This is a genomic window from Annamia dubia NIES-4383 (assembly GCF_055394725.1).
Genome location: NZ_AP025630.1, coordinates 1,772,404 through 1,797,930, shown reverse-complemented (window position 1 = coordinate 1,797,930; position 25,527 = coordinate 1,772,404). Strand labels below are relative to the sequence as shown.

Sequence of the window (25,527 nt, the reverse complement as noted above, 5' to 3'; positions counted from 1 at the left end):
ATTGACAGTAAATATTGGACAGGTAGCTAATAGCTGATAGCTAATAGCCCATAGCTAATAGCTATTAACTGTGAAAAATTAGCGTCGAGGAAAACGACGACGTTGTAAAAAATCAGGAATATCCAAGCCAGTTTTCTTGGGAGGATCAACGGGGGGGGGAGGAGCAACCGGAGGATTTTGATTAATGGGTTGAGAGGGGCTAGGAACTTGACGTACAGGGGTATTGATTGCTATTTTAACCTGATTCAAGGCCACCGCTTCAGGAGAAAAACCAGTGGCAATCACCGTAATTTTAATTTCACCCTGTAAATGTTCATCAATAACCGCCCCAAAGATAATATTAGCATTGGGATCCACCACCTCATAAATAGTTTCAGCGGCGGTATTAACCTCATGTAAAGTTAAATCATGGCCTCCGGTAATATTTAGAACCACCCCTTTTGCCCCATCAATGGAAGCTTCTAATAAAGGAGAAGAAATAGCCGCCACGGCCGCTTCTCTGGCTCTTGATTTTCCAGAGCCAATGCCAATCCCCATTAAGGCCGATCCCGCATCCGCCATCACAGCCCTCACATCGGCAAAATCCACATTAACTAAGCCCGGAATAGTAATAATATCAGAGATACCCTGTACCCCTTGACGTAAGACATCATCAGCCACTCTAAAAGCTTCTTGGACAGGGGTTTCCGGCGGAATTACTTGTAATAATTGATTATTGGGGATCACGATTAAAGTATCCACTTGACTTTGAAAGGCATTAATCCCATCTTCGGCTTGGGTAGTACGCCTACGGCCTTCAAAGGTAAAAGGGCGAGTAACCACCCCCACCGTTAAACAGCCCATTTCCTTAGCAATTTCCGCCACAATGGGAGCCGCACCTGTACCAGTACCTCCACCCATTCCCGCCGTAATAAAGACTAAATCTGTGTGTTCTAAGGCATGGGCGATTTCATCCCTTGATTCTTCCGCCGCTTTTTGCCCGATCGCCGGATTCCCCCCTGCACCCAGACCTCTAGTTAATTTTTGTCCAATTTGGAGACGATAGGGGGCTTGAGACTGATCTAAAGCTTGTGCATCGGTATTAATCGCCCAAAATTCAATATTGGTGACACCACTAGAGATCATACGGTTAACACCATTACAACCTCCACCACCAACACCGATGACTTTAATCCGAGCCAAAGTTGATGGAATGATATTATCTTTACGCTGTTCCTCACCGGAAAGTTCTGAGGAATGATGAGAATCGGGATTATAAGGTAATCCAGAAGGCTTAAAGGGGTGATGATTTTCCACTGTAGTTGATGATGATAAGGTAGAAGATTCGTTGTGATTATTTTGATGATAATTTATTGACATACCCCGCCCAATTTGTGCGAGGATTCTTTGAAAGGGGATAATACCCGAACTACAACTGCTAAAACCTGATTGACTCGAATCTTAGTGTTGTACGATAGGCGATGTCAATTGCCTTTACTTGTGTTTGCTTTGATCCATACTAACCATTTGGGTTAATCGAGATTTTCTGATGATAATAAATTTCGTGTCATCTGGACAAGTTAAATTTTGATCTTGATTTAAAGTTTATCTTTATAATCATAAAAATTGATAAGTTTAAGGGATTATGTAAACTATTATGTCTGTTAAAAGAATTTTTGGCATCAAAATATATTTTAGTCCTTGGTGATTGGTTAACTTTTTACTATCAACTTGTTAACTGTTTACTGATGACTGATTAAGGATTAATTTTGACTTTTAAAGCAATTTGGGCTTCAGAAAAATTAGTGTTTTGGTCGGGCTGAGTCGAATCTTTAATTAATTGAATGGTTGGATATTGGGGGTTAGTTAAGTCTACATATTCAATGGAATTAATCGCAATCTTGGTGGGTAATTCTCGCATTTTCGCCAAAACCCGAAGTTGTTGATCTAAAAAAGCCCAACTCCCCCCACAATAAACTTTTCCTAATTCTGTTACCAACACCAAATTATTAGGATTTTGCCAATCTACTGCGGAAATTTTAATCACGGAACTTTGAATTAAGGGATAAAGAATTTGCCAATGTGATCGCAAATCCTCATTAAAACCTAAAACTTTTAATTTCGGTAAATCTAATTTTTCTTGAATTTGATTATAACTACTTTGGGGCATCCAAATACCTTGGGCATCTAAAAAGCCCGGTTCTTGATCAAATGGAGAAGTGGCGATCGCTACGGGTTTTCTTTCTTGAACCATAATTTTAAGACTAGGAGGAAATACCTGACGGGATACCAAAGCTTGGGAGATCGGGCCCGTAGACTCCAATTGATCAGCTAATATTTCAGGTTCAATTTGTAACAAAGATTGGGGATAATCAAGAGGCAATAAAGATCGAATTGCTTCAGGTGATAAAAATTTATTGCCTTCAATTTCAATCTGTTGACTCCCATAAATAATCCAATTAGATCGAGTGATAATTCCAGTTAATCCCCCCATGATGGTTATAATTAAAGTAAAACGCCATAAACCTTGCCAAAAAAAGATTTTTTTTTGTCGTCTCAGTTGTTTTCTGCGTTCCCTGAGTTGTTCAGAAGAAACTGATACAATACTTGTCATTGCTTGATTACTCCATTGTTCCCCTGATAGATCAAAATTAGAGAGAAGATAGTTTAAAATAAATTAAGTTAGGAATTTTTTTGTTAGAATAACATTATACTCAAAATTTTTTTCAAGATGATCAGCAAAAATCTTGTTAAATATTAACATTAAATGCTTCAACTTTTTTCCTAATTGTCAACTGATAAATATTAAATCACCCATCTTAAAAATTAATCCGCTTATGATTATTTCAAAACGAGGACTAATTCTCGGTACAACTGCGATCGCAATCTCTACTGTAGCCGTCATTGGAGCGGGGATCCACCTTAGCCACAGTCAATCTTTATATTCAGATAGTTCTAAAGAATTGGTAGATGAAGTTTGGCAAATTGTCTATCGAGAATATGTGGATGGTACGTTTAATGGTCAAGATTGGAGAGCAATTCGTCAACAATATTTAAGCCGTGATTACAATAGTGATGAAGAAGCCTATGAGGCCATTCGAGAAATGTTAAAAAATCTCAATGATCCCTATACCAGATTTATGGATCCCGAACAATTCCAAAATATGAAAATTGATACCTCTGGAGAATTAACGGGGGTAGGGATCCAAATTCGCCAAGATGAGCAAACGGGTAAAATCTTTGTTGAGTCTCCCATTGAAGGAACTCCCGCTTTTAAGGCGGGTATTTACGATGGTGATATTATCATTAAAATTGATGGTGTTACAACCGAGGGCATGACTTTGGAAGAAGCGGTTAGTAAAATCAGGGGCAGACGTGGCACTGAAGTTGTTTTAACCATTCTCAGACAAACTAAACAGGGGGATAATGTCACTGAAGAAATTAAAGAGTTTCCCCTGATTCGAGATATAATCCAAATTCATCCTGTTAGTTTTAAGGTGATTGACCATGATCCCCAAGTTGGGACGGTGGGTTATATCCGTTTAAATCAATTTAGCGCCCAAGCACCAGGGGAAATGGCTAATGCTATTAATGAGTTAGAAACTCAAGGTGTTAAAGGTTATGTCTTAGATCTGCGTTCTAATCCGGGCGGACTGTTAAATGCTAGTGTTGATATAGCCAGAATGTGGATTGAAAATGGTACAATTGTATCTACTGTTAATCGTCAGGGAACTGTTCAGGTAGAATCGGCTAATCATGGTGCTTTAACCGATAAGCCTTTAGTGGTTTTAGTGGATGGGGGATCCGCTAGTGCGAGTGAAATTCTCAGCGGCGCACTCCAAGATCATCACCGTGCCATGTTGGTGGGAACAAAAACTTTTGGTAAGGGTCTAGTTCAATCGGTTAAAGAATTAACCCATAGTAAGGCCGGAGTGGCGGTAACGATCGCTAAATATTTGACTCCTAACGGGCGTGACATTAATAAGGAGGGGATCCCGCCGGATGTGGTTTTAGAATTAAATGAGGAACAAAGACAAGCTTTATCCCGTGATCGCCGTTTAATTGGGACTTTTGATGATCCTCAATTTGCTAAAGCGTGGGATATTGTGTCTCAAGAAATTGCATCAACCACAAACGGAAATCAGTCTCCGGTGATTAGTCATCAGTGATTAATGATTAATGACAAATTAATGTTAAGATATTTCAAATAAAACAAATTTTATTAAATTTAGTTCCTAATTGATTCAATTTTATGTTTGGTTTTAAGTCCTTATTTTTCACCCAGAAAAAGCTATTTTCTTGTTTATTAATCTTAACATTAAGTCCAATTTTTCTGCCTTTTTTTAAAGTTAATGCTCAAACTTCAACTACTCAAGAAAATGTAAATAATAATGAAAATCAAGATTTAACAATTGTTCGGCCTTTGGAAAAAGATGAGCTTTTTAGTATGGTGGGGGCGCAAAGATTACAAACTGAAGGAATGGCGGCTATTTCTGCTCAAAATTATCAATTAGGAATTGAAAAATTACAGGAATCACGTCAAGTTTTTAATCAACTTTCTAATTTTCATTTACAATTGGCTAATCAATTTCAAGGTTTTAATAATAATATTTATAATGCTAGACGTAGAAGTGCTTTAGAAGCTGGTCAAAAACGAGATGAAGTTACTTTGTTATTGGCTAATGCCCATCAACAAGCCGGAGAAGCTCCTCTTGCTATTCCTTTATTAATACAAGTAATTGAATCACAATTGCCTAGTAGTGATTTGGGAATACAAGCTTATCAAAGTTTAATGGGTTTAGGTTTTTCTACTATTGCTTTATCAAATCCTGAAAATATTAATACTGAGAATAATGGCACTGAAAATAATAGTAATGAAACTCCAGAAACTCCAGAAACTGCAGAAATTCCTATTAATGAAATTAGCCCAGAAAATGATTTATTTAGTTTGAAGGCCGCAGAAAATTTAATGGCACAAGCTCAACAAAAAATTGATCAACAAGACTATGAAGGGGCGATCGAAAAATTAAAACAAGCCCGTCAAATGCTTCAACAATTATCAAATCTTCATTTGAGATTAGCTAATGCTTTTCAAGGGATTAATCCTGATATTTATGCTGATCAACGTCAAAAGGCTTTTGAAACTGGGCAAAAAGGAGATGAAAGCACCTATCAAATGGCTTTGATCCACCGTCAACAACATCAAGCGGCTTTAGCTATTCCTTTATTAATTCAAGTGATTTCTTCTCAGTCTCCCAGTAGTGATTTAGGAAAATTAGCTTATCAACAACTTTATGATTTAGGTTTTGTGGATAGTGCTTATAGATAAACTATTAATTAATTATTAATAATAGTTTAATCTTGAGAAATTAATTAATTTCATTAATATTTAATAGCCCTTCAGGGGGATTAATATAAATTTTTTTCTCTTTTAAATCAACGATCGGAACAATCTCTTTGACAAAAGGAATTAAAATAGAAACGGGCTTAATTTTTTTATTAGTCTGTTTCTTAATTTTACTTTTTCTAGTAATCTTTGAAACATCGGGAATAACAATTTCTTTAACTTCGGGTTGTTTGTGTAATTGTACTTCTAATAAATCATGGCCGGCGGTATATAAATCAACTACAAAACCAATATTTTCCCCTGTTTGCTGATGATAAACTTCTAAATTAATTAAGTCACAAACGTGAAATTCATCTTCATCTAATTCGGGAATATCTTGTTTATTAACTAATAATTTACAACCTCTTAATTTTTCGGCTTCATCACGATAATTAAAACCTTCTATTTTGATAACATAAACATTTTTTCCGGGGACTTGATAACCTTTAATTAAATTGATTTCCTGTGGTATAGTTTGATCTGGATAAAGAAGCCATCTTTTTCCCCCTTCTTCAAAACGCTCTGGAAAATCAGAATCACTATTAACTTTAACTTCTCCTTTTAAACCATGAGAAGCTACAATTGTACCAATTTGAATCCATTGATTAAGGTCAGAAAAATTATCTTGCATTTGAATTAAGTAATAATTAATAAGTGATAAGTAATCGGTTAAAAGTTAACAATAATGACCAGTAACTAATAACAAAATAATTACTGTTTACTGTGTTAGTATACACTAAATTCTTGATTATTTATAAAACAATTATTAATAACTAAAATGAGACAAGCTAAAATTGGCGTGATTGGTGGGAGCGGTTTATATAAAATGGATGCTCTCAAAAATGTGGAAGAAATTAATCTTTCTACCCCCTTTGGTATGCCTTCAGATTCCTTCATCATTGGGGAGTTAGATGGGGCAAATGTGGCTTTTTTGCCCCGTCATGGTCAAAATCATCATTTACTCCCTTCTGAAGTGCCTTATCGTGCTAATATTCACGGCATGAAACAGTTAGGGGTTGAATATTTAATTTCGGCTTCGGCGGTAGGCTCACTACAAGAGGAAATGAAGCCTTTAGACATGGTAATACCTGATCAATTTATCGATCGCACTAAAAACCGCATTTCTACTTTTTTCGGTGATGGCATTGTGGCTCATATCGGTTTCGGTGAGCCTATTTGCGGTAATTTAGCCCAAGTGTTAGGGGATGCGATCGCCACTTTAAATTTGCCTGATGTGACTTTACACCGTAGTGGTACTTATGTTTGCATGGAAGGGCCGGCTTTTTCCACGAAAGCCGAGTCTAATTTATATCGCAGTTGGGGGGGATCGATCATCGGCATGACTAACTTACCTGAAGCAAAATTGGCTAAAGAGGCTGAAATGGCTTATGCTACCTTGGCTTTAGTGACAGACTATGACTGTTGGCATCCCGATCATAATCATGTAACAGTAGAAATGATTATTGATAATTTACATAAAAACGCTGAAAATGCTCAAAAAGTTATTAGAGAAACAGTTAAAAGATTAACTGAAAATCCTCCGCTTTCTAAATCCCATCGAGCTTTAAAAAATGCAATTTTAACTCCTTTAAATAAGGTCTCTGAAAACCAATTAAAAAAATTAGAATTATTGTTAAAAAAATATTGTTAATCAAGTTTTTTTTCGATTAGTTAATATTTAATCTGTTAACATTAAAACTGAGCTTAATAAATCAAAAATTTTGAAAAACTAGATTAATAAAAATTGAGATAACTTTAATTTATTGATTAATTTTGATGAGCCTTGAACTGTTATACTGAGGTTGTCAAAGTGTAAATTCAAGGCTTGTTTAATCATTATTAATTATCTTCAATTCTTTGACATTTTTCTAAGGCAAATTTTAAGCTTTGTAAATGAATTGGTTTACTAATATAATCATCCATTCCTGCTTCTAAACATCGTCTGCGATCGCTGGGAGTATGATTAGCAGTCATGGCAATAATACGAGGCCGTTTTGGATAAGACCACAGATGAAAAAGTTGTCTAGTCGCTTCAATTCCATCCATTTCTGGCATCATCAAATCCATTAAAATAACATCATAAAATTGACGGGAAAAAGCCTCTAAAACTTCTAAACCATTACTAACTACATCGGCAGTATAACCTAAACGCTTTAAGATTAATAAAGCAATTTTTTGATTAGTATTATTATCTTCGGCCAGTAAAATTCTTAAAGATTTTTGTTCAAGTTGTTCAGGAATAATACAAATATTATTGTTAAATTTTTCGCTTATTTCCTGATTAATTTTAACAGCAATGGCTAGGATTGTAAAATAGAAAGTTGATCCAACATTTTCTTGACTTTCTAACCAAATTTCCCCCCCCATTAAATCACAAAGACGCTGACAAATCACCAATCCTAGTCCTGTTCCTGCATATTTTCTCGTAGTAGAGCTATCCCCTTGACTAAAAGGTTTAAATAATTTTTCTTTGTAATCTTCAGAAATACCAATTCCGGTATCTTTAACCGCAAAATTAAGCCTATAAATATTATCATCTTCTAATTCACTATCAACTAATAAATTAATTTCTCCTTTTTCAGTAAATTTAATGGCATTGTTTAAAAGATGAATTAAAATTTGATTTAAACGGGTATTATCAGCTTGTATAAAATTGGGAGTTTGGGGGGTAATGAGATAATTTAATTTTAAATTTTTAGCTTGAGCTTTATTATTTATTATTTGAAAAATAGTTTTAATTGATTCTTGTAAATTAAAAGTATTTTCTTCTAATTGAATTTTGCCTGATTCGATTTTAGAAAAATCAAGAATTTCGTTAATTATATTTAATAATTGATCATTACATTGACGAATTGTATCAGTAAAAAATAATTGTTGCTCATTTAATCTTGTATCTAATAATAAAGTAGTCATGCCGATAATTCCATTCATGGGGGTACGAATTTCATGACTGATAGTTGCTAAAAATTCACTTTTAATTTGATTAGCTTTTTCTAAGTTTAATTTCGCTTTTTCTAAAGCTTTTTGTGTATTTTTTAATTGGGTAATATCAAAGCGAATTGCCATATATTGAAACGGTTTTCCCATCTCATTTAAAAAAGGAACAATGGTTGTTGCTACCCAATAACAAGAGCCATCTTTGGCTTTATTTTTAACTTCTCCTTGCCAAATTTTTCCCTGACTAATAGTTATCCATAATTCCTTAAAAAATTCAGCAGAATGATAATCTGATTTAATAATTTTATGGGTTTTTCCGATTAGTTCATCTCTGGAATATTGGGAAATTTGACAAAATTTATCATTGACATAAGTAATAATTCCTTTTTCGTCTGTAATAGCCACGATCGCCGATTGATCTAATACAAACTTTTGAAATTCTAACTGTCTAATAATTTCCGGCGAATTAGCAAATTGATATAACCTATTTAATTTTTGATTTTGTTTTTTTGATTCTATCTTTTTAATTTGATCTTGTTTCAATTGGAGATAATGTAAAATAAAAAAAAGCCAAGATATTAATAAACTTAGCCATAATAAAAAATTAGATAGATTATTCATAACATTAAACATTAACTAATAGTTAAAATTATGGACCACTAAAAACAGCATCTTCAATATCTTGACGACTTAAAGAATATTTAAAAGCCCGATTAATGTCGCTACCATCAGCCCCGGCCTTAAAATAACAAACAGTTAATTTATCAATATCTAAATTAATTTCTGCTTTCCAATCGGCTTTTTCTATATACCAACAATGTAATTCTTTTGAGTCTTGTTGACACCCTAATTTTCTTAACCATTGTTCAATACAAGAAAGGGTATGATTATATAAAGGCGTGTTAGCAGGAGGTAAATAAATCATAATAATTAATAATTAATAATGGATAATTGATTGATAATGGATAATACCATTTGATCTTGATGAAAAAACTTAACTAAAAAAACTAATAATAAACAACCAATAACAGTAATACTTAATAAAAATAAAGCGAAAATTTCCCCTGCTGATAAGGGGCGATCACTAGGATCAAGATAGGCCGATCTTGAAGTTTCAAAAGTAGTTTCATCTCGTAAATTTTGATGAGTTTGAATTACATTAACACGGGAATAACCTATTTGATAATCATACATTAATCTTAAATGGGGATGACTCAAAGTTGCATAAGCTTCATTTAATCTTTGAAATTTAGCCGTAGCAATTTGGGGCGGTAATTCTGTGGTATCAGGATGATATAATTTACTCAATTTTCGATAACTACGCCTAACTTCAATCACAGAAGAAGTAGGATGTATTCCTAATATTTGATAATGATTTTCTTCTGTGTCTAAAAAAGTAGTTTCAGGAAAATTTTTTTGATTATAAAAATTATCTTGATTTGTAGTCATTGTTATTGATTATTTGGTTATTTGTTATTGGTTATTTGTTATTCAGTAACAGCTAAAATATACCTTTTTAACTGATCACTGTCTCGGGTTTTTGTTCATTAAATTTTGAACTTCGGCCGCATGATAAGAACTTCTGGTTAAAGGCGAAGAAACCACCTGTAAAAAACCTAAACTTTCTCCATATTTACGCCATAAATCAAACTGTTCAGGATTGATAAATTCCTTTAATTGTAAATGTTTAGCCGTAGGTTGTAAATATTGACCAATCGTTAAAATATCACAATCTACTGTTCTTAAATCTCTCATTACTTGCCTAACTTCCTCATCAGTTTCTCCTAAACCTACCATAATGCCGGATTTTGTATAAATTTGAGCAGATAACTCACGGGTTTTTTTCAATAATTCCAGCGATCGCTCATAATCACCTTGGGGGCGAGTTTTCTTATATAATCTAGGTACAGTTTCCGTATTATGATTTAAAACCTCTGGTTTAGACTCAATAATTAATCTTAGAGCCTCCCAATTACCACATAAATCAGGAATTAAAACCTCAATAGTGGTACGGGGTGAAACCTTGCGAATTTCCTCAATACATCTAACAAACTGGGAAGCCCCCCCATCCGCTAAATCATCACGATTAACAGAGGTAATAACCACATGACTCAGATTCATCCGTCTCACAGCCTCAGCCAAATTAAGAGGTTCAAGAGGATTAAGAGGTTGGGGCTTTTTCTCAAAATCAATATCACAATAGGGACAAGCACGGGTACAAGCAGGCCCCATAATTAAAAAGGTAGCCGTACCCCCATTAAAACATTCCCCAATATTAGGACAAGAAGCCTCCTCACAGACCGTATTAAGATTTAAGTCGCGCAAAATTTCCTTAACATTGCCAACCCGTTCCCATTGAGGGGCTTTTACCCGTAACCAATCAGGTTTAACCGTCACTTTTTTTCACTCCCACTATACTAATATTAATCTTTATGATAATATAAAAGATGTTTATTAGTCTGTGGGAACTAGCAACAGTTCACTGACAACAGTAAAGCGGGATGTGGCGCAGCTTGGTAGCGCGCTTCGTTCGGGACGAAGAAGCCGCAGGTTCAAATCCTGTCATCCCGATTAAAATTTGTACATTTGATCGATCTACAAGATCCCTTAAATCACAAATAAAAGGGGCAAACCCCAATCGGTTTACCCCTAAATTTTAAAATAATTTAAGTTTTTTCAATTAATTTTTTTTGATTTTTTTATTAAATTGTGATTCAATTAAATCAAAAACTATTGAACACATAACTTAACATTGGCATTTTGCAAACCCCGTTGCTTAACTTCAGCTAAAGTTTTATTAACGGCGTATTTTTGGTTAATAGAATTAATTAACTCGGTTTGATTGTGCTTCTTAGCCACGCCCCAAAGATCCGCAATTAGATCAAATGAACCATCGCTATTGGCAGACCAACCAAGATCATATTCACCTTCAAGAACCGCTACGATGTCAGCCCTGATCATTTGACCATTATAGCCACGAACATCCGCATTGGTTTCGACAGAAATACCTAGATCACGCAAAGAAGATTTAAGAATCTCAGCAGAAGTGATTTTGGTACGAAGGGTGCTAAAGTGAGACATTGGGATTTCCTCCAATAAAAATTAAACAACAACGTATTTTGATTAAAGATTGTTAGTCAAAATCATTAAATGATTAATTAGACTAACCTTTCATCTAAATAGCTTAAAGCTATAAGTGAAAGACTGTTAAAACTCCAATCGCTGATATTCAGCCACTGAAGCAGACGCAGGCCTTGCCCTCTGTCTAGCCCAATCTCTTAGGGCGCTGACCTGTTCCGTCATGGTGCGAGATAAAGGAAGGGTTGATTTTACCGCAGAAATAATATCTAACTGGGTAAACTCCCGATCCTGTGCAAAGGCTTCATACATTGCGGCGATCAAAGCCTGTTCAATCTCTGCACCGGAAAATCCATCTGAAATTTTCGCAAGTTGTTCCAAATCAAAACGACTGAGATCGTTGGGACGGCGTTTTTGTAAATGGATTCGGAAAATATCCTGTCTTTCCTCTAAACTTGGTAAGTCCACAAAAAAGATTTCGTCAAATCTACCTTTTCTTAAGAACTCTCCGGGTAGTCTATCTACTCGATTAGCCGTTGCCATCACAAACACGGGGGAGGTTTTTTCCTGCATCCATGTTAAAAATGACCCAAAAATGCGGCTAGATGTACCACCATCGGAGTCGGCGGATCCCGCTCCTCCTGCAAAGGATTTATCTAACTCATCTATAAATAAGATTGCAGGAGAAATGGATTCAGCAGTTTTGAGAGCGTTGCGTAAGTTAGCTTCGGAACGTCCTACCATTGAACCGTCATAAACGCGCCCCATATCTAACCTTAACAGGGGTAAACCCCATAAACGGGAGGTAGTTTTGGCGATCAATGATTTCCCACAGCCCGGAACTCCTAAGATTAACATTCCTTTGGGTTGGGGCAGTCCGTAAGCTCTTGCTCTTTCCGTAAAAGCGTTCGATCGCTGTCTGAGCCAATGTTTAATTTCTTCTAAACCTCCGATCGCATTGATGGTTTCATCTTCTTCGATGTACTCCAAAATGCCATTTCTGCGGATTAGTTGTTTTTTCTCAGACAGAATAATCTCCACTTCACTTTCCGTCAGACGGCCGGCTTGAACTAAAGCCTTACGATAAACCTTTTCGGCTTCATCTTTAGTCAATCCTAAAGCCGCCTTTAAAAGTTTTTCTTTTACTTCTTGATTAAGACGGCGGGGCTTACTTTTAATTAATTGTTTATCAAGTACCTGATCTAATTCTTGTAAAGTGGGAAGGGGATAGTCTAAAACTACCACTTCTTTTTCCAGTTCGATCGGCACCTGTTGCACAGGAGACATCAAAATAATAATTTTTTCCGTCCCTTTAAAAGAAGCGATCGCATCTCTTAACCATCGAGTGGTAACGGGAGCGTCAATAAAAGCATGAAGATCTTTAAAAATATAGATTCCATCTTGTTTTTGACGGATCACCCATTCAATAGCGGCCTCTGGAGAAACGGTATTGTGTTGGGTGGTATTGCGAGGTTGACCATATTCAACCATGCCATGAGTAACTGTCCATGTAAAAATTCTTCGTCTGGGATCGATCTGATTCTCTAAATCATGTTCATCGGAAAACTTATCGGCTTGTTGGTAAGCTTTACGAGGAGCTTTTTGTGCCTCTATTTTCTCTACGATCTTGGCGATCGCATCTTCACCCCGTTCTTCTTCCGAAGTCACCAGATAAATCAGAGGATATTGAGCTTTAATCAGGATACTTAACTCTTCTTTCATAGCTTTCCAATAAGAGCTTTCCAATAAGCGTTTGAGGATAAGAAAATTGATCTAAAAACAGATCACGAAAATTCAACATGAATCAAGTTACTAAATCAAGCTAAAGTAAAATCTGATTTTCCTGTACTTGATAATCGGCTTGATCTTCTGATGAAATTGAATGTGCTACTTCTAACGAAAACTCTTGTGTCATTAAGCTTGGTTGATTCTTTAAAGAAACTGTTTGACCATCTTTGATCACAAATGAACTGTCACAATCAGGACAACTATGAACTTGATAAGTTTTGCCCGTAGTTTGACTTCTGAGGGCTTCGATTTCTTCCACCACATCGGAGTGATGAAGATAAAAATGAATCGCCTGTTCAAATAGAGTTGACATTGAGGTAGCTTCAACCGCCGCTCGAATTTTTAGCTGACGATGAAGTTCTGGAGAAAGGTAAAGTGTGACTTTTTGCTTGTGTTGCATATCACTTCAATAGTTATTACCCGAAGGTATTTGTTTAACACTCTAGCTAGTCTTTTTTCATCTGTCAAGATGGCAAACCATTTTGACGGTATTTTTGTAACATTTCTTTACATTAACCCACTTTGAGAAAGACCTGATCAGTGCGAAATCCTATGTATATATACCTTTTGTAGAGATATTGTATGCAACATCTCTACTTTTGTTATTTTTAGGTCGCTATACTTACTTATTAGTTATTACTGATTAATTTAATTCCCCTGATGGCATAATCTAATAATTCAATGGGATGTTTAACTAAAATTGTTTGACCTTTTTTAGCTAAATGTTTTTGAATTTGTAAAGCACATCCGGGGTTAGGAGAAGCGATTAATTTTGCTCCTGTATTTAATAAATTATCAACTTTTTGTTGTCCCAATTCTTGCGCAACTTCCGGTTGTAATAAATTATAAACTCCCGCACTACCACAACATAAACTAGCATCAATGGGTTCTTTTATTTCCACATTAGGAATTTTTCTTAATAATTGTCTTGGTTGTAAACTAATTTTTTGACCATGTAATAAATGACAAGCATCTTGATAAACTAAAGTTAATTTTTCTTCAGTTATTGGTAATAATTCTGTAGTTAAACCAATTTCAATTAAAAATTCATTAATATCTTTAACTTTATTTGAAAATTGTTTTCCTTTCTCGGCATATTGGGGATCATCTTTTAAAATATGACCATATTCCTTTAAAGTGTGACCACAACCAGCCGCATTAATAATGATATAATCAACCCTAGTATTTTCAAATTTATCTATCATTTCTTTAGCTAAAGTTTGGGCTTGTTGTTCTTGCCCTTGATGACTAGGTAAGGCACTACAACAACCTTGATTTTTGGGAATAACAATTTCACAACCATTAGCACTTAAAACTCTCGCTGTTGCTTCATTAACCGGATTAAAAAATAACTGTTGAACACAACCTAAAATCATCCCTACTCGATAGCGTTTTGTGCCTTGAGCCTTGATCAGATCAGGAAAATTTGCTTTATTATTAAGCTGAACTTGGGGTAAAATTGACTCCATTGCCGATAAGCGAGGAGAAATTTTACTTAGTAAATTAGTGTGGCGAATTAATTTTTGAAAACCTAATTTTTGATATAAAAATAAAGCTGGTAAAAAGAAAGATAATCTGTTAGGATAGGGAAATAAATTAAAGATAATTTGACGAATAATATTATCAGAAAAAGAGCGTGTTTGATTGCGCTCAACTTGGGGGCGAGTGGCACTAATTAACTGATCATATTGTACCCCAGAAGGACAGGCCGTAGTACAAGCTAAACAACCTAAACAAGAATCAAAATGTTGAGCCGAAGTTTCATTAAAAGGGGCATTGTTATTATTAATAGCATCCATTAAATAAATTCTGCCTCTGGGGGAGTCCATCTCTTTTCCTAATACTCGATAACTGGGGCAAGTTGATAGACAAAAACCACAATGAACACAGGCATCAATTAAATTTTGAGCGGGGGGGTTTTGGCGATCGAAACCTTTAAATTCTTGATTATTGTTGTTAGTTTTGTTTAAAGTTTCCATGAATTAATTTTTATTTGATTAGGTAAATATGATTTATATTGTAGACAAATTTTAGAAATAATGGGAAGTGATAGCCGTGTTAACAAAAATGGAAAAAATCATCTTCTAATACTTCTTGTTACCTTGCTAAACTACCAATTTTCCGTAATTCTTTTGCTTGAATAACTAACAGTTAAGGTAACCCACATTCTGCATTTAAAGTGTATTATATGATAACACAAAAACACTGTGGGCATAAAGTGAGATAATGAAAGAGTCATTAAAAATATAAAAATCAACATTTAGTATTTTTATCTCCATTAAGTTTGTCTGATGAAATGTAATCTCAAAATTTACAGATTTTGACTCTAAAAAATGCTACAAATTAATCAAAATTATGTTTTAGATCAAAATCAAAATGTGGAAAGTTGAATATACTAAAAAATTTTTAAAGAATTAATATCATTACCTCAAGATATTGGAAATAATCGTTTAGGAATAGAAGCAAAAAGCTTACTTTCTAATCCCAAAAGTGAGCTAATCTTACTCGCTATTGCTTTAGCAGAAGCTATTTGAATTGTTGAGTGCAGTAAAACTTCTATTCCTTCAGTTACGGATTTCCTAACAGTTATTAATGCTGATCCAACAATTACTATTTATCATTTAGATCAAGCTATAATTAATCAAACATTAAAACTGTTGTTCAATCCATTCTATTACCTCTTGTTCTAAACAAGATTGATTAAATAAATTAATTTCTCGAACACAAGTAGGGCTAGTCACATTTACTTCCGTTAAATAACCACCAATAATATCTAAACCCACAAAATATAACCCCTCAGCCTTTAATTTTGGTGCTACAATTTCACAAATTTCCCTTTCTCTTGGTGTAATATCTACCTTCGCAATTCTCCCCCCAACAGCCATATTTCCCCTAAAATCACTACCCGTTGGAATACGATTTAATGCCCCTAAAGGTTCACCATTTAATAAAATAATTCGTTTATCCCCTTCTTTAGCTGAGGGTAAATATTCCTGAACCATAATTGGTTCTTGACCCTGTTTTGTGCTAATTTCAATCAAAGAATTAAAGTTAGGATCATTGTCTTTTATAAATAAAATTCCTTCCCCCGCTTTACCCCCTAAAGGTTTTAAAACGGCCGCCCCTTTTTTCTCAACAAATTCTTGAATAACCGTTTTTTCTTGAGTAACAATAGTTTCAGGAATTACTGATTGAAAATGTAACGCATAAACCTTTTCATTCGCATTTCTTAACCCTTGGGGATTATTTAAAACTAAAGTAGTTTTTGGTACTAAATCTAAAATATAAGTAGCATAAAGATAGGGGACATTAACCGGAGGATCTTTTCGCATCCATACCGCTTGAAATTCACCCAAAGGCATTAATTTTTTCTCTAAAATTTGATACCAATTATGATCAGAAACCCAATGATTATTAATTAGTTTAACCGGAGTTAATTCTACCTTATGTAAAGTCGCCCAAGGCTCACCTTTAATAATAGTTAATTCGTGCATTTCACAAATCCAAACTTCATGGCCATGAGCCTGAGTTCCTTCCATTAATGCCACAGTTGTATCATGTCTTGGATTAAGTTTGGCAATCGGATCAATAATAAATGCTAATTTCATATTTTATACTTTTTTAAAATTATTATTTTATAATTATATTATCATAATTGTTAAGAATAAGCTAATTTGTATTTAAAATAATTTATTGGTGATCAAAAATGCTTCAGGGCTTAATCAATCAAGAATCACAAAATCGTTAATTTTTTTTTACTTTCTACTAATTTCTACGGAAAATATTATTAAAAATACCTCAAAACCATCACTTGACAAAACAATAAAAATGTGCATTTTAAAAAGATCAGACGAGTAAAATGCTTATTCTATCTAGCTTAGAGGATTTTAAGAAAAAAAATAAAATTGATCTTAGCAGTCTTAACCTAAGAGTGCTAAATTAACTATTGGAAAATTAAAAAATATATTTCTAAAGTAGTAAAATCTATGGCAAAAATTATTTCGTTTAAAGAAGAATCAAGACGCGCATTAGAAAGAGGGGTAAACTCCCTTGCTGACGCTGTGCGCATCACTTTAGGCCCCAAAGGCCGCAACGTCTTATTGGAAAAAAAATTCGGCGCCCCTCAAATTGTTAACGATGGGATCACCGTTGCTAAAGAAATTGAATTAGCCGATCCCCTTGAAAATACTGGTGCTAGACTCATTCAAGAGGTAGCCGCCAAGACTAAAGATATTGCCGGAGATGGCACTACTACCGCCACCGTGATCGCCCAAGCCTTGATCCGTGAGGGTTTGAGAAATGTGGCCGCAGGTGCTAACCCTGTGGCTTTACGTCGTGGCTTAGAAAAAACCGTTAATTTCTTAGTGGAAGAAATTGCCAATATTGCCAAACCAGTTGAGGGTGATGCGATCGCTCAAGTGGCAACAGTTTCCGCCGGAAATGATACCCAAATTGGGGAAATGATCTCCACTGCCATGCAAAAAGTAACAAAAGACGGTGTAATTACCGTTGAAGAATCTAAATCCCTCGCTACTGAATTAGATGTTGTAGAGGGTATGCAGATTGATCGAGGATATATTTCTCCTTATTTTGTGACTGATGCAGAGCGTCAAATCGTTGAATTTGATAATCCTTTAATCTTAATTACTGATAAAAAAATCTCTGCGATCGCAGAATTAGTGCCTGTTTTAGAAAAAGTAGCCAGAGAAGGCAAACCTTTATTAATTATTGCCGAAGATGTGGAAGGAGAGGCTTTAGCTACCCTTGTGGTTAATAAAGCCAGAGGCGTGTTAAATGTGGCTGGGATCAAAGCCCCCGGTTTCGGCGATCGCCGTAAAGAAATGCTCAAAGATATTGCCGTTTTAACTGGCGGTCAATTCATTTCTGAGGAAGTAGGCTTAAGCTTAGATGATGTCACCCTCGATATGCTCGGCAAAGCTCACAAAGTGACCATTGATAAGGAAAATACCACCATCGTTTCTGATGATGAGAAAAGCCCTGATGTGGAAAAACGCATCGCCCAAATTCGCAAACAATTGGCCGAAACCGACTCTGAATATGACAAAGAGAAATTACAAGAGCGCATCGCTAAATTAGCCGGAGGGGTGGCTGTCATTAAAGTGGGTGCGGCCACGGAAACCGAACTTAAAGACAGAAAGCTCAGAATCCAAGATGCTCTGAATGCTACTAAAGCGGCTGTTGAGGAAGGAATTGTACCCGGTGGCGGCACAACCTTAATTCACCTTTCCGGTAAAATTGCTGAGTTTAAAAATACCTTAAGCAATAATGAGGAAAAAGTAGCGGCCGATATTATCGCTAAAGCCCTAGAAGCCCCCTTATATCAATTAGCTCATAATGCCGGAGTTGAGGGATCAGTGATTGTAGAAAAAGTAAAAGAAACTGAATTTAATGTAGGTTATAATGCTTTAACTGGTAAATTAGAAGACATGATCCAGTCTGGTATTATTGACCCTGCTAAAGTAGTACGTTCAGCAGTACAGAACGCTTGTTCTATTGCCGGAATGGTTTTAACGACAGAAGCCTTAGTGGTAGAAAAACCCGCACCCGAACCTGCTATGCCCGGTGGTGATATGGGCGGTATGGGCGGTATGGGCGGTATGCCCGGCATGGGAATGATGTAATTATAAATTAATTGCCCTCACCCCCTGCTTTCAAAGCAGGGCGTTTTCAAAGTCGGGGGTAAAATGCAAAATAAAAGTGATCTTTTCTTGGTAAAATCAGGAGTTAGATCACTATTTTTTTATCAAAAAAATTATCTTGAATAGTCTAACAGGAACTATTTGTCATTTTTGCTCACCCTTTTAATTTTAAATTTGATCCCAATAAGGATAATTTGAGTTATAATATGTCAAAAAAGGGGCATTAGCGCAGTTGGTAGCGCGCTGCGATCGCACCGCAGAGGCCAGGGGTTCGAGTCTCCTATGCTCCATTTTTTCAGGGACTACCATCCCTAGTTTTACAATGTTTATTTTTTGTCTTATTCCTTGTTTTCTCTGCCTTTCAGCCTTTGTTAAGTTTTGTAAATGTATCACGATATATCATTATAAGCAATAATGGAAGTAAAAAATTAAGCAAAGTTTAAGCAAGGTTTATTATGGAAGAAAAAATAAAACGAGCAAATGAGCGGTTGCGCTCGGCAAAGTTAGGGGTAACAATTCAACAAATAGGGAATAGATTATATTTAAGTGCTACGTTGCCCCCTAAGCCAAATTCAAATAGAACTAAACCCTATCAACAAAGAATTAGTTTGAAGGTTTATGCTAACGGTGCAGGGCTACAATTTGCGGAAAAAGAAGCAAGGAAGTTAGGAGATGCCCTTGGTTTTGGGTTGTTTAATTGGTCAGATTATTTAGAGGAAAAACCGGATACGGTTTTAATTAAGGATCTGATTAAGGAATTTGAGAAGGATTATTTTGATTGTCGGGCGAGAACTGAAAAGTCAGAATATACTTTTGTCCATGATTACGATTTAGTGTTCAAGAAATTACCTCAAGATCAGGTTTTGACGCAGGAGATTCTAATTAAAACTTTAACCTCAACTCAGCCGGATACCAGAACGAGAAAACGATATTATGTTGCCTTAAATGCCTTAGCTAAATTTGCGAAAATAGAAGTTGATTTAAGTCGCTATCAAGGTAGTTACAGTGCTAAATCAGCTAAACCCCGTGAATTACCCAGTGATGAGTTGATTGTACAAACTTTTTATTCGATTAAAAATCCTCAGTGGCAATGGGTATTTGGAATGTTGGCCACTTTTGGACTAAGACCTCATGAAGTTTTCCATTGTGATCCTAACTCCCGTTTCCCCGTCTTAGAAGTTCTCAAGGGGAAAACTGATTATCGCAAGGTTTACCCTCTTTATCCTGAATGGGTTGAACAATTTGATTTACCTAATTTTAAAGTCCCTAAATGTACGGGAAGTAATACTGATTTGGGGCATCGGGTAACTGTTTTTTTTAGAAGACAGAAAATCCCATTTGTGCCTTATGACCTCAGACACAAATGGGCTATTCGGGCGATCGAGTTTGGGTTAGATATTAGTTTATCAGCCCGAATGATGGGGCATTCGGTGAAAGTGCATACTGAAACTTATCAAAGGTGGCTTGGGGATAGTGTTTTCCAACGTGCTTTTGAAAAGATTGTTGACAATCCCCTTCGCCCGATCGCGCCTAAAGTCGCTGTTCAGCAGGAGAGTTGAGTAATTGTTCAATTTGTTTAACATTCCATTTGTAGGTAGCTCTCATGGCATTTTTGGAGCGTAAATCTCGGTAATGGATGCCGTGCTTAAATTGTTCTTTGCGTAATTGATAAAGGTGAGTTTTAGAAATACCAAGGGTGTCTAAAACTTCTTTAGTTGAAACCCATGTTTTATTTGCCATAATTATAGCAATCCTAAATAGGTTGTGGCAAAATTCCATATTGATAAAGTTTGGGGAAATCAAATATTTGACCATGCGCAAAAAACTTAAATAGCCACTTTACTATTTTAAATGATTTACATAAATGATAGAATTGTCTAATAAAATTTTTCACTTGTAGCCAAATATCTTCTACCGGATTTTGTTCTGGAGCATTAGGGGCAAATTTATGACAAGTAATTAACCATTCTTCTTCCAATAAATCTTGATTTATTATAGTTAAATACTCCCTAAATTCTTTTGAGTCATGATAGGTTGCTCCATCCCAAAATATTGCTAATCTTTTTCCTTTTCTTTTTGATAGTAAATACTTGATAAATTTGATCGTATTTTCTGTATTTCCACTTTCATATTCTTTGACAATAAATTCTTTAGTTTGATAGTCTAATGCCCCATAATAAGTTTGTCGGCTTTTTTCATTTTTAATGGGAATTTCTATTCTTTGATCTGTTCTTCCCCAAACATAACCTAAAATGTCTCCCCAAAGTAAATGACATTCATCAATCATAAACACTACAAGCTCTCCACTCTCTATTTCTTCTTTCCAAATCTCTAATTTTTCACTGATTTCTTTTTTTTAGCTTCGACTAATTCGTCATTTTTAGCCGGATTCTTTTTTGAGTTTTTTCCAACTTATTTTCGCTTCTTTGAGCAAACTATAATAACTTTGATTGGATTTATAAATAATATTATATTCTCGCTCTAAATAAATTTTTAAATCTGATAATCTTAAATATTCTTGCTCTCTTAACCAATTAATAACTTGGTCTTTTTCTTCTGGTTTTAATTCACTTTTAGTTCCTTTAAACTGTAATTTCAAGCTTTCTACTCCACAAAAAAGAGCTTGATTTTTCCACATACTAATAAAGCTATGAGAAACTTGTAATAATTCTTTTACTTCATGGTATGATTTTCCTTCTAAAATCATTTTGACAGCTAAAGCCCTTGTCATTTCTTTAGCCTCTTGTGTTTGATTGATGAAATCATTTAACTCAGAAATAATGTTCATTTTTTTTTCCTTGAATTTAGATTATAATTAATATTATATCTGTTATGACCTATTTAGGATTGCTATAATTCTCTTTGCAATAATTTTCTGATTTTCAATGGTTAAAATGAATAGAGTGAAGATTGCTGGTATAAATGTCGGGTTTATGATAGATGTATCCCAGTTCAATCAAGTTTTTGTGGATGTTTTTAAGATTAGTTAAAGTTGGCGACATTTTCGTTAAATATTAATAATTTGAGTAGCATTTTTTTCCAATTCCCACAATGGCACTAATATCCCTTGAGTGACATAACCTCGGTTGGGAACACTCACCAACCGATAATTTTTCCTAAGCCATTCATCAAGGTGTAATCGCAGATGGGAAACTTTAAAGGCGTATGCAATTAGATCTTGGGGAAGGTAATAAAACAAATAGTTAGCTTGGCAAGTGTATGCCCATCCCTGTTTGATAATGTTTTTGCCCTTCTTAACGGAAACCGTCTCAATAAAAGCGTTTTGAGTGTGAGAGGCTCGACTATCACTTTTAATTTCAATGGTGCGAGTTACGCCAGTTTTTTTATGCTTACAAATATAATCAATACCTGTTTTTTCTTGAGCCAAGGTAGCCTTAATACAATGCCAACCTTGGGCAGTAAGATGGGCGACTAATTCAGCTTCTCCTTCAAATCCCTGTTTCAGTTGGGTTTCAAAATCAAATGTAGTTGTAACCATTACGACAAGCTCCTATTTTTTTAAAATGTGTTTTGAATTGTGCGATCGCCTGTTGTGGATTATCGTGGGGTGGAAAATAAAACAGGATGGTGGCGTGTGGGGAAGCATCTGTCCATTTTTTCTGGATGTTGCTATATTGGCCTGATTTGATTTTGCCGTCTTTAGGATCTATCGAGTAGTATTTCACTCGTTCATTTGGACGACAGAAGGGAAAATTATCTAACCATTGACAATAACGACTTATTTCAAGGTTAAAGGCCACAAACACAGCCTGTTTTACTCTCCCTGCACTCCATTCCTCTCGTAATTTTTCTGCCCAGACTGCTTGGGATGATTTAACACCGTAACGGGCGATCGCTGATTTATCTGGGCAGACACCACCGGGGGGATTGAGGAAAACATTGCCGTACCATTGTTGGGCGAGTCCATTATCTTCAAGGGAAAAATAATGGAGCGCACCCACCCACTGATTAGCTTTTTCACAACTGGCCGGGTCTAAATCTATCATCCCCATCGTTTTAAAGGAGGCAATAATAATCTCCGGTGGCGTGTAATGTTCGTTAGTTTCAGTTAGGTGGTGAGGGTTCAAATTGTGCCTACTCCTTTTCTAAAATCGGGTAAGGGATTATGCCCAAGCGGGATCCACAAATGAAGACAGTTAGAATTGTCACTCACACTTTTTGGGGGATGAACAGCGATCGCTGTTTTGTCAATCACAAAGTTATTTAAGATGAATTTGGTGTCTTCAGAATTGGGGGGGCGATCGCCACGACTGTAACTAATGTGTAACCAGTCTTTTTGGTCGAATTGGGCAAGGGAGCATTGAATTAAAAGGTTTTTAGAAGTACCATAAAAAACGGTTAAAAACTTACGGTTGGGAACTAATCCTCTATTAATTTCTCTTGTCCCAAAAGGTAAGATCGGGGGTAAAACGTCATCAATTAAAAGGTTTGTTTGATGCTGTTTTTGGTCAGTTTTTTTAAATTCTTGAAAATTAATTTTAGTCATGAATCACCTCTAATTTATCGTTGGTAAATACGCTTTTCTTAATGGCAAAAGTCAGTAATTTATCCTCTTTTTCTCCCAAATAAAACAGCCCTTGATCAATAAAATGGGCGATCGGATACCTGATTATTTCGTCCTTGTCTTTGACCGCCGGATAAATTACCGCAGAATTAGGTAACAATTCTCCCCCATCTCTATATTTTTGACGGCGATATTGGTCAAGTTTTAGCGCGATCGTTAAGAAGATAAAACTTTCTTCAACAGTGACTTTTTCATCTTTAAGATATTGTTTAACTCCGGCCAAAAGATTGGCTTTTTCGGCTGATGAAAAATGACGAAGTTGATACCATTGAGGATAATAATAAAGTTCTTCACCATTAGAAGTTATGTGAATAAACTCGACTCGAAATAAATCAGGAATAGATTTATTTTCTTTTTTGCTAACAGGAAAAGGTGTGCCAAATCCTTTGAATTTGCTAACTTTAGTTAGGGTTAAAGTATGACGTTTCTTTAAAGTTTTCATGATGCAATCATTTGGAAAGTTTACAAGGAATAATGACAGATTCAGTGGTCATTAAAAGAATGAGAAAAGCGTCACAGAGACTGCATTGGTGAGTTGATTTAACGAGAGAAATTAATGTTTTAAAAGAGTTTGACATAGTTTTTTTCAAGATGAGAAAAATTTTATTCAAGGTTGCCACTCCTTCCTTAACGGCAAGGGTTTTTATTTTTTTTCAACTTGTATAATTTATACAAGTTGATTAAATGTTTTCAAATTGTTGAACAGTTAAACCAGTTTGTTTGATGATAGAAAAGTAAAGGGGTTTTCCTATATCTTTACTTTTTCTTTTGGGGATAATCACATTAGAAAAACCATTTTTGAAAAATACGGTATGGGTATTTGTGTGGCTTTTTTGGGAGTATCCTAGTTTAATGAGTTTGCGCTCAATTTCCTTGAGTTTTGTAATCATTGATAAACCCCTTTACTAAAATGACAGCTAAATAACATTCACGGCATAAATCTTTAATTTTTTGTCCTGTTTTTCGATCGTAAATATAATAAAGTCCGCCGTTTCTATTGTGTTTTGTAATGCGGTATTCTTTAATTCCTTCTCGCTCTAACATTTTGGTTAAAAATGTTCCATTAATGTCTTTTAATCGGAAAGGGAATAATTCAGGAATTTGTTTAATTAATTTCCTAATTTGATATAAAATAGAGTTAGTAAATTGTGTACTGCCTCTGATTTTTAAGGAAATTTCTTGGGGTGAACATCCTTGGTCAATCATTTCTAAGATTAAAGATTGTTCGGCACGATTATATCTGTACATAATTAATTAAAAAGTGTTGTATTTTTTGACATATTGATTAATCATGGTTTTAGCTTTTTTGGCATCTTCTACCGTAAAAGTTGACCATGATTTTTTATTTTCTTGATGCAGAATTTCACAAATTTCTACAGGTACTTGATAGGGGGTTAATTCAAGCAATCCACTATCTTTTGCAATATGGCAACGGGTACAGGGAACTACTGAATAACCCTCAATTAATTCCATGAATCTTTTAGCAATATGCTTGTTAATTGTCCCTTTATCCTGACAGCAGTAACAGTTAAAGGTAGGTAAAGGGGTAATAATTTCTTGTTGAATTTTTTGCTTTTCTTTTAATTGTTGAAAAGCAGGAGAGGTTTTAATTTTGCCGTTAGTTTTGAGGTAATCTGAAAGTGTTTGCATGACCGTTTAATTGTTTTAATGAAGGTGTAATTTGATTTGAAGATTGGTTTAAAAATTTCTTTTTTAAACTCTCTAGTTGGGCTTCGGTTTTATTTAGTAAGTCCGGCAGAATTATCTGCTCATCTTCAATAAACTGCCTAACTTCCGGCGATAAGCCCTCTAAAATTGGTTTTCTTAGCTGTAGGTAGTTACTCTCGTAGCGAATCCTATCCAACTCCTGAGAGGCTTTTAGCAAGGTTTTCCACCCTTCTTTACCCACATCCCCCCTCACCGCCTCGAATAACATCTTGGGCGTGGGCATGAATTGTTGGGTTGCGATCGCCCATTCAATAGCTTTCTGCCATTCATCATCACAGAGGCTGTTTAAATGTCCAAAAAACACTTTTGTTACCGTCAATGATGATTTACGCCCAAACCAGTCGCAAAGTTCTTTAAAACCGTTTTTAAATGTATCTGGTGACATA

General features: G+C 35.3%; 26 protein-coding genes, 2 tRNA genes and 1 pseudogene. 7 read left to right on the top strand and 22 right to left on the bottom strand.

Features of this window, described 5'->3' with window-relative positions; genetic code table 11:
* Nucleotides 1–78 precede the first annotated feature (78 nt).
* Nucleotides 79–1,359, bottom strand: a complete 1,281-nt coding sequence (gene ftsZ, locus Anndu_RS08210; protein WP_464103896.1) for a cell division protein FtsZ — start codon at nt 1,357–1,359, stop codon at nt 79–81.
* 376 nt (nt 1,360–1,735) lie between these two features.
* A complete protein-coding gene (locus tag Anndu_RS08205; RefSeq protein WP_464103895.1) occupies nt 1,736–2,593 on the bottom strand; it encodes a cell division protein FtsQ/DivIB in 858 nt (285 codons plus the stop codon).
* Nucleotides 2,594–2,816: 223 nt separating this feature from the next.
* On the opposite strand from Anndu_RS08205, the gene ctpC reads away from it, so the two are divergent.
* Nucleotides 2,817–4,148 (top strand): carboxyl-terminal processing protease CtpC, encoded by a 1,332-nt coding sequence (gene ctpC, locus Anndu_RS08200; protein ID WP_464103894.1) that lies wholly within the window; start codon nt 2,817–2,819, stop codon nt 4,146–4,148.
* A gap of 83 nt (nt 4,149–4,231) precedes the next feature.
* Nucleotides 4,232–5,308: a tetratricopeptide repeat protein gene (locus tag Anndu_RS08195; RefSeq protein WP_464103893.1), complete on the top strand. Its 1,077-nt coding sequence runs from the start codon at nt 4,232–4,234 to the stop codon at nt 5,306–5,308.
* Nucleotides 5,309–5,348: 40 nt separating this feature from the next.
* On the opposite strand, the gene rimM is transcribed toward Anndu_RS08195, so the two are convergent.
* On the bottom strand, nt 5,349–5,996 hold the full coding sequence (gene rimM, locus Anndu_RS08190) for a ribosome maturation factor RimM (RefSeq protein WP_464103892.1): 648 nt from the start codon (nt 5,994–5,996) through the stop codon (nt 5,349–5,351).
* Between the two features lie 147 nt (nt 5,997–6,143).
* Between rimM and Anndu_RS08185 the strand changes: the two genes are divergently transcribed.
* Nucleotides 6,144–7,016: an S-methyl-5'-thioadenosine phosphorylase gene (locus Anndu_RS08185; RefSeq protein WP_464103891.1), complete on the top strand. Its 873-nt coding sequence runs from the start codon at nt 6,144–6,146 to the stop codon at nt 7,014–7,016.
* Between the two features lie 188 nt (nt 7,017–7,204).
* Here the strand turns inward: Anndu_RS08185 and Anndu_RS08180 are convergent, their stop codons facing one another.
* From Anndu_RS08180 to lipA, 4 genes are all read right to left on the bottom strand, one after another.
* Nucleotides 7,205–8,923 carry an ATP-binding protein gene (locus Anndu_RS08180; RefSeq protein ID WP_464103890.1) on the bottom strand — a complete coding sequence of 573 codons (1,719 nt, stop codon included), beginning with the start codon at nt 8,921–8,923 and terminating at the stop codon, nt 7,205–7,207.
* A gap of 28 nt (nt 8,924–8,951) precedes the next feature.
* Nucleotides 8,952–9,224, bottom strand: a complete 273-nt coding sequence (locus Anndu_RS08175) for a DUF3143 domain-containing protein (RefSeq protein WP_464104059.1) — start codon at nt 9,222–9,224, stop codon at nt 8,952–8,954.
* An 8-nt stretch (nt 9,225–9,232) separates the two neighbouring features.
* Entirely contained in the window at nt 9,233–9,751 is a 519-nt protein-coding gene (locus Anndu_RS08170; protein ID WP_464103889.1) for a J domain-containing protein, read from the bottom strand.
* A gap of 75 nt (nt 9,752–9,826) precedes the next feature.
* On the bottom strand, nt 9,827–10,699 hold the full coding sequence (gene lipA / locus Anndu_RS08165) for a lipoyl synthase (protein ID WP_464103888.1): 873 nt from the start codon (nt 10,697–10,699) through the stop codon (nt 9,827–9,829).
* Nucleotides 10,700–10,799: 100 nt separating this feature from the next.
* Between lipA and Anndu_RS08160 the strand changes: the two genes are divergently transcribed.
* Nucleotides 10,800–10,873: transfer RNA gene (locus Anndu_RS08160), tRNA-Pro, on the top strand.
* A 159-nt stretch (nt 10,874–11,032) separates the two neighbouring features.
* On the opposite strand, the gene Anndu_RS08155 is transcribed toward Anndu_RS08160, so the two are convergent.
* The 5 genes from Anndu_RS08155 to gshB form a co-directional block, all read right to left on the bottom strand.
* Nucleotides 11,033–11,383, bottom strand: coding sequence for a DUF1257 domain-containing protein (locus Anndu_RS08155; RefSeq protein ID WP_464103887.1), 351 nt, complete (start codon nt 11,381–11,383; stop codon nt 11,033–11,035).
* A gap of 126 nt (nt 11,384–11,509) precedes the next feature.
* Nucleotides 11,510–13,102 carry a stress-responsive protein Ycf46 gene (gene ycf46 / locus Anndu_RS08150; RefSeq protein WP_464103886.1) on the bottom strand — a complete coding sequence of 531 codons (1,593 nt, stop codon included), beginning with the start codon at nt 13,100–13,102 and terminating at the stop codon, nt 11,510–11,512.
* Between the two features lie 100 nt (nt 13,103–13,202).
* The gene (locus Anndu_RS08145) at nt 13,203–13,568 is read right to left on the bottom strand and encodes a slr0373 family blue light stress response protein (protein ID WP_464103885.1); all 366 of its coding nucleotides are present in this window, start codon (nt 13,566–13,568) and stop codon (nt 13,203–13,205) included.
* A 229-nt stretch (nt 13,569–13,797) separates the two neighbouring features.
* A complete protein-coding gene (locus tag Anndu_RS08140; RefSeq protein WP_464103884.1) occupies nt 13,798–15,147 on the bottom strand; it encodes a (Fe-S)-binding protein in 1,350 nt (449 codons plus the stop codon).
* Nucleotides 15,148–15,816: 669 nt separating this feature from the next.
* The gene (gshB, locus tag Anndu_RS08135; protein ID WP_464103883.1) at nt 15,817–16,776 is read right to left on the bottom strand and encodes a glutathione synthase; all 960 of its coding nucleotides are present in this window, start codon (nt 16,774–16,776) and stop codon (nt 15,817–15,819) included.
* A gap of 378 nt (nt 16,777–17,154) precedes the next feature.
* Here gshB and groL point away from each other — a divergent pair, with 378 nt between their 5' ends.
* The 3 genes from groL (at nt 17,155) to Anndu_RS08120 (ending at nt 20,387) form a co-directional block, all read left to right on the top strand.
* Nucleotides 17,155–18,810: a chaperonin GroEL gene (gene groL / locus Anndu_RS08130; RefSeq protein WP_464103882.1), complete on the top strand. Its 1,656-nt coding sequence runs from the start codon at nt 17,155–17,157 to the stop codon at nt 18,808–18,810.
* Between the two features lie 235 nt (nt 18,811–19,045).
* A tRNA-Ala gene (locus Anndu_RS08125) sits at nt 19,046–19,118 on the top strand.
* 165 nt (nt 19,119–19,283) lie between these two features.
* Nucleotides 19,284–20,387 (top strand): site-specific integrase, encoded by a 1,104-nt coding sequence (locus Anndu_RS08120; RefSeq protein ID WP_464103881.1) that lies wholly within the window; start codon nt 19,284–19,286, stop codon nt 20,385–20,387.
* Here Anndu_RS08120 and xisR read toward each other — a convergent pair.
* From xisR to Anndu_RS08070, 10 genes and pseudogenes are all read right to left on the bottom strand, one after another.
* On the bottom strand, nt 20,359–20,568 hold the full coding sequence (xisR, locus tag Anndu_RS08115) for an excisionase family protein (protein WP_464103880.1): 210 nt from the start codon (nt 20,566–20,568) through the stop codon (nt 20,359–20,361). The genes Anndu_RS08120 and xisR overlap by 29 nt on opposite strands.
* A gap of 13 nt (nt 20,569–20,581) precedes the next feature.
* A pseudogene (locus Anndu_RS08110) lies at nt 20,582–21,607 on the bottom strand (IS630 family transposase).
* 228 nt (nt 21,608–21,835) lie between these two features.
* Entirely contained in the window at nt 21,836–22,327 is a 492-nt protein-coding gene (locus tag Anndu_RS08105) for a hypothetical protein (RefSeq protein WP_464103879.1), read from the bottom strand.
* Nucleotides 22,308–22,916 carry a hypothetical protein gene (locus Anndu_RS08100; protein WP_464103878.1) on the bottom strand — a complete coding sequence of 203 codons (609 nt, stop codon included), beginning with the start codon at nt 22,914–22,916 and terminating at the stop codon, nt 22,308–22,310. The genes Anndu_RS08105 and Anndu_RS08100 overlap by 20 nt, the downstream gene beginning before the upstream one ends.
* A complete protein-coding gene (locus Anndu_RS08095) occupies nt 22,913–23,335 on the bottom strand; it encodes a DUF7694 domain-containing protein (protein ID WP_464103877.1) in 423 nt (140 codons plus the stop codon). The genes Anndu_RS08100 and Anndu_RS08095 overlap by 4 nt, the downstream gene beginning before the upstream one ends.
* The gene (locus Anndu_RS08090; protein WP_464103876.1) at nt 23,328–23,855 is read right to left on the bottom strand and encodes a hypothetical protein; all 528 of its coding nucleotides are present in this window, start codon (nt 23,853–23,855) and stop codon (nt 23,328–23,330) included. Before Anndu_RS08090 ends, Anndu_RS08095 begins: the two co-directional genes overlap by 8 nt.
* 238 nt (nt 23,856–24,093) lie before the next feature.
* Nucleotides 24,094–24,303: a type II toxin-antitoxin system HicA family toxin gene (locus Anndu_RS08085; protein ID WP_464103875.1), complete on the bottom strand. Its 210-nt coding sequence runs from the start codon at nt 24,301–24,303 to the stop codon at nt 24,094–24,096.
* Nucleotides 24,278–24,661, bottom strand: coding sequence for a hypothetical protein (locus tag Anndu_RS08080; RefSeq protein WP_464103874.1), 384 nt, complete (start codon nt 24,659–24,661; stop codon nt 24,278–24,280). Before Anndu_RS08080 ends, Anndu_RS08085 begins: the two co-directional genes overlap by 26 nt.
* Nucleotides 24,662–24,667: 6 nt before the next feature.
* Complete coding sequence (locus tag Anndu_RS08075; RefSeq protein WP_464103873.1) at nt 24,668–25,063, bottom strand: hypothetical protein; 396 nt, start codon at nt 25,061–25,063, stop codon at nt 24,668–24,670.
* A complete protein-coding gene (locus tag Anndu_RS08070) occupies nt 25,032–25,526 on the bottom strand; it encodes a hypothetical protein (RefSeq protein ID WP_464103872.1) in 495 nt (164 codons plus the stop codon). Before Anndu_RS08070 ends, Anndu_RS08075 begins: the two co-directional genes overlap by 32 nt.
* Between the last annotated feature and the right edge of the window lies 1 nt (nt 25,527).